At 74.2% G+C, this 5252-nt stretch carries 2 protein-coding genes and 1 pseudogene; all 3 read right to left on the minus strand.

Going from position 1 to position 5252, the window contains the following annotated elements; all coding sequences use genetic code 11:
- Positions 1-195 precede the first annotated feature (195 nt).
- Positions 196-1342 (minus strand): annotated as a pseudogene (locus IF99_RS31325) (uroporphyrinogen-III synthase).
- 260 nt (positions 1343-1602) lie between these two features.
- Positions 1603-3009 carry an acyltransferase family protein gene (locus tag IF99_RS0129810; protein ID WP_031001504.1) on the minus strand — a complete coding sequence of 469 codons (1407 nt, stop codon included), beginning with the start codon at positions 3007-3009 and terminating at the stop codon, positions 1603-1605.
- Positions 3006-5252 (minus strand): bifunctional polysaccharide deacetylase/glycosyltransferase family 2 protein (locus tag IF99_RS0129815; RefSeq protein ID WP_031001508.1); only part of this gene is annotated, 2247 nt, incomplete at its 5' end. The genes IF99_RS0129815 and IF99_RS0129810, both read right to left, overlap by 4 nt.

A 5252-nucleotide genomic window follows, 5' to 3' on the forward strand; every position in this document is an offset into this window, starting at 1 on the left:
GAACGGAAGGGGGCGGGCGTACGGGGCGGGAGCGTAGGGGCGTGGAGGGCGTGCGCGCCTTCGCTCCGTGTGCCCCGGCCCGGACCGGGTCCGACCCGCTCGGTCCCGGATCAGGACCCCTCTCGCGGCCGGTCGGCCAAGCGTCTCGCCGTCGCCTCGTCGGCGGGCACCGCACAGGGTCTCGCGGACACCGCCCTACGGCTCGACGGCCAGGCGGTAGCCGCGTTTGACGACGGTCTGGACGAGACCGGGGGTGGCGAGTGCCGTGCGCAGGCGGCTGATCGCGGAGTCGAGCGCGTGCGGGTCGGTGGCCGTGCCCGGGAGGGCGCGGAGGAGCGCGGTGCGGGGGACGACGCGGCCCGGCTGCTCGGTGAGGCGGCGCAGGAGGGCGGCGCTCGCGGGTGACAGGGGGCGGGGGGTGCCGTCGACGAGCGCCGAGGTGCCGCGCAGGGTGAGGAGATGGCCGTGGACGCGCAGGGTCGTGGCGCGGGACGGGAGTTCGCGGCACAGGAGGTCCACGAGGGGCGCGAGGCGGAAGCGGTCGGGGGCCACGGTGGGGATTCCGAGGGCCTGGAGCGGGGCGGCCGTGACCGGTCCCACGCAGGCGACGAGGACGGATTCCCTGAGCACGCCGAGGAGTTGGTCCCGCTTACCCCGGGTCTCCGCGCGGGCGAGGAGCGCGAGCGCCGCCGGGGCGCTCGTGAAGGGGAGGGCGTCGACGCTGCCCGCGAGGACCGCGTCGGTGAGGCGGTCGAGCGGGCCGGGGTCCTCGGGTGGCAGCCAGCGGTAGACGGGGACGGCGACGACGTCGGCGCCCGCCTCGGTGAGGGCGGCGCGGAACTCGTGCAGCGGATCGCCGTGGAGCTGGATCGCGACGCGCGCGCCGCGCAGCTCGAACGTCCGCAGGTGGTCGAGCACTTCGGCCATCGACTCGGAGGCGGGCGACCACTCCTCGGTGAGCCCCGCGCCCCGCAGGGCGCCCTTCACCTTCGGCCCGCGCGCCAGGAGCCGCGCCCCGCGCAGCACCTCGCTCAGCCCCGCGCCCATCCCCCAGCCCTCGGCCGCCGCGAACCAGCCGCGCAGGCCGACCGCGGTGGTGCCGATGACGAGGTGCGGCGGGCGCGCGAGCAGTTCCCCGGTGACCTTCCTCAGTTCCGCGTCGTCCTCCAGCGGGACGGTCCGCATCGCGGGGCCGTGGAGGACGCGGGCGCCCCGGCGGCGGAGCAGGGCGAGAAGGTCCTCGGCGCGGCGGTCGGCGGTCGGCGGTGACGGCAACGGTGAACCCGCTCAGCGGCCACGCCTCCCGCTCCGCGCCCGCCCGCCCCGTATCGCTGCTCCTCATACCGCCGTTCCCGCCCGTCCGGTCCTCTCCCGGCCCGCCGCCGGGGAGCGCGTCAGCCTGCCAAGCGCAGGTTTCGCGACGGTGCCCAGCGTATGCCGCGCGCGTGACGGGGCCCGGCGAAGGGGGCGGTGGTATACGAGCCGGGGAGGCGGACGGGGCCTTCGGGGGGGCACGGCCTATGGGCTGGGCGGGCCGGGCGCCGGGGCGCGGTGCGGGCCCGCCTTGGGGGCCGGGCGCCGGGGGCGCGGTGCGGGCCCGCCTTACGCGCGCCGTTTGCCTCCCCCGTCCGGCCACAGCCTCGGCCGCCGCTTCGCCGCCACGTCCTCGACCCAGCCGACGAGCAGGATCACGAGGGCGATCAGCGGCCACACCGCCACGAACATCCACCACACGTACGAGTCCCCAAGGAAGGTGCCGAAGGCGCCGTCGGAGACGGGCAGCCGCCACAGGAGGTCGATGAGCGGGACGGTGGCGAGGATGAGCAGGTTGTGCCACAGGTAGATGGTGACCGCCCGGTTGTTGGTCAGGGTCACGAAGCGGTCGAGGCGGGCGAGGCGGGCGGGGAGGGCCTTCCAGGAGGGGGCGTACTGGAGGAGGATCACCGTGAAGCCGAGTGACCACGTGGCCTGCGCGAGCGGGATGTCGTTGAGGTCGAAGCCGTCCTCCCCCTGGTGGCCCAGCGCCCACCACAGGCCGAAGGCCATGAGGAAACCGGAGAGCGAGACGGCGAGATAGCGCGGCACCTTGCGCAGGAGACCTTCCTGGTACGCCATCCCGAGCACCCAGCAGCTCCCGTACTGCGCGAAGTCGGTGAGCACCGGGCCGCCGTCGCCGGGGATCGTGACGACGCCCGTACCGATCACGGCGGTCAGCGCCACAGGGGCGAGGAGTGTCGGCCAGGGGGCGCGGCGCAGGGCCTTCAGGAGCAGCGGCGAGGCGATCACGAACCACAGGTAGGCGCGCAGGTACCACAGCGGCACCGCCGCCTCCTCCGCCCAGCCCTGCTCCAGCCAGCCGCCCGCCGCGCCCAGGCTTCCGGGGTAGGGGGGCGTGCCGAGCGGCACGAGGTACGTCGCCAGGCGCAGCCACCAGCCGAAGCCCTCGCCGCGCGGCGCGCGCCAGCCCGCGTACAGCATCGCGGGGACGAGCAGCGCGGCGAAGAGCCACAGCGGGGGCAGCAGCCGCCGCAGCCGGCCACGGATCACGGACACGGCCGGGCGCGCGAGGGAGCGCGCCATGAGCGAGCCCGCGAGCGCGAACATCACGCCCATGGAGGGGAACACGATGCTGAGCCACGCCCAGCCGAAGACGTGGTAGAAGACCACGCGGACGAGCGCGACCGAGCGGAGGAGATCGAGGTAACGGTCCCTGCCGGGGCGGGACCCGGCCACGTCCGGCGGGCGTGACCCGGCCACGTCGGCCGGGCGGCTCCGGGTGGCCTCTCCGGCTGCGAGCGGTTCCGCCTCCTGGGCGGGGGGCGGCACGGTCACGGGCCCGGCGTCGGCCCCGGTGAGGGGCGGCGACTCCGCAAGAGGCGGTATCGCCGTGAGGGGCGGCGACTCCGCGAGGGGCGATGTCTCCGCGAGGGGCCGCGTGTTCGGGAGGGGGCGCGCCTCCGTGAGGGCCGCGCCCTCCTCCCCGTGCGCCTTGCTGTCGGTCCCGCTCATGCCACCGGCCTCCGCTCGCTGTCGTTCTCGTCGCCGCTCAACACCCCGCCGGACAGCCGCGCCGCGCCGGTCAGTTCGGCCAGATCCTTGCCGCGCGGGGTGCCGCCCGCGTCGAAGACACCGGTCCTGCGGAGCTTCTGCCAGTGCAAGCGGCCGCCCGTGAGCGCGGTGATCCAGGACTGGAGGAGGACCACGTACATGAGCTGCCGGTACAGGAGCTGCTGGAGGGGCAGCGAGAGGAGGTACGTCATGGGCTCATTGTCGAGCCGGAAGGCATACGCCGCGCACACGGCCTGGAGGGCGAGGACGCCGAGCCAGGCCAGGAGGGTCTTCCCGGTCGGGCCGAACACGATCCCGTACAGCAGGAACACGTCGATGAGCGGGGCGAGGAGCGGCGCGAGGACCATGAAGAGCGAGACGAGCGGGAGGCCCACGCGGCCGAACCGGCCCGAGTGGCCGCGTTCGACGAAGGCGTGCCGGTGCTTCCAGATGGCCTGCATCGTGCCGTAGCTCCAGCGGTAGCGCTGCGACCACAACTGCGCGACGGACTCGGGGGCTTCGGTCCAGGCGCGGGCCTTCTCGGCATAGACGACGTGCCAGCCGTCGCGGTGGATCGCCATCGTGATGTCGGTGTCCTCTGCGAGCGTGTCCCCGCTCAGGCCGCCGACGCGGACGAGGGCGTCGCGGCGGAAGGCGCCGACCGCGCCGGGGATCGTGGGCATGCAGCGCAGCATGTCGTACATGCGGCGGTCGAGGTTGAAGCCCATGACGTACTCGATGTGCTGCCAGGCCCCGATGAGCGAATCCCTGTTCCCCACCTTGGCGTTGCCCGCGACGGCGCCCACCCGCGGGTCGCCGAAGGGCTGCACCAGCTCGCGGACGGTCGCCGCCTCGAAGACGGTGTCGCCGTCCATCATCACGATGATGTCGTGGGAGGCGTGCGCGATGCCCAGGTTGAGCGCGGCCGGCTTGCCCGCGTTCGCCTGCCGCACCACGCGGACGCCCGGGAGGCCGAGGCGCTCCACGATGCCCGCCGTGTCGTCGGTCGAGCCGTCGTCGATCACGATGATCTCCACGGGGTGCTCGCTCCGGGTGAGCGAGGTCACCGTCGCGGCGATGCACTTGGCCTCGTTGTACGCGGGCACGAGCACCGTGACCGGCTCGGTCACCGGCACCCCCCACGCGAAGCCCCGGCGGCGGGTGCGGCGCGCGTGCGCGAAGGAGAGCAGGAGCATGAGGCCGAAACGGGCGATGACGAGTCCGCCCGTCACGGCGAGGCCCGCGACGAGGACGCCCGTGACGCTGTCCGACGCGGCGACGAGCCACACCCAGGCGCGGCCCTTCCACAGGTCGAGGCCGCTCACCGGGGCGAGCGCGCCGGGGGCGCCGAGCGCTTCGGTGAGGTTGGCGAACGTATAGCCCTCGCCCTGGAGTCGCGGAAGGTAGCGGTCGAGCGCGGCGACGGTCTGAGCGCGGTCGCCGCCCGAGTCGTGCATGAGGACGACCGCGCCCTCGCCCGCCTTCTCCGGTGTCGCGTTGGCGATGATCGTCCCGGCCCCCGGGCGCCGCCAGTCCTCGCTGTCGGCGGTGTTGACGACGGTCAGGTAGCCACGCGAGCCGATGTACTCGGCCACCGGCCACGAGGCGTCGTCCATCGCGTCGGCGAAGGAGGAGTACGGGGGCCGGAAGAGCGAGGTGCGTACCCCGGCGGCACCCGCGAGCGCGAGCTGGTTCTGCGAGAGCTCCCAGTCGATGCGGGTCTTCGACTGGTAGGAGAGATCGGGGTGGTTGAAGGTGTGCAGCCCGATCTCGTGGCCCTCGGCGACCATCCGGCGCACGAGTGCGGGGTAGCGCGAGGCCATCGTGCCCGTGACGAAGAACGTGGCGTGCGCGTGGTGCCGCTTGAGCACGTCGAGCACGCGGGGCGTCCACGTCGGGTCGGGGCCGTCGTCGAAGGTGAGGACGATGCGGTGGTCCGGTATCCGCAGCGACTTCTCCTTGCCGTCGCGCGTGTCGATGACCGGGCCGCCGTCGAGGATCTTCTCCGGCACCTTGTCGGTCGCCGCCTCGGGGCGGACGCGGTGGTCGGCCATGATCTCGCTGTGCACGTACCCGCGCAGCATGAGCATCGCGGCGACCGTGCAGAGGAAGAGGACGGGGAGGAGGTAACGGAGCGGGAGGCCGCGTCTGCGGCGGCCGGGGCGGGAGCGGGTGCCGGGGCGGGTGCGGGGGCGGGGCGGGCC

Origin of the sequence: Streptomyces sp. NRRL F-5630 (assembly GCF_000719475.1) — a bacterium.
In the GTDB taxonomy this organism is placed as follows: Bacteria; Actinomycetota; Actinomycetes; order Streptomycetales; family Streptomycetaceae; genus Streptomyces.

Excerpts from the sequence above, each read along its gene's own strand:
- IF99_RS0129810 (WP_031001504.1), bottom strand. The coding sequence starts at position 3,009 with ATGAGCGGGACCGACAGCAAGGCGCACGGGGAGGAGGGCGCGGCCCTC.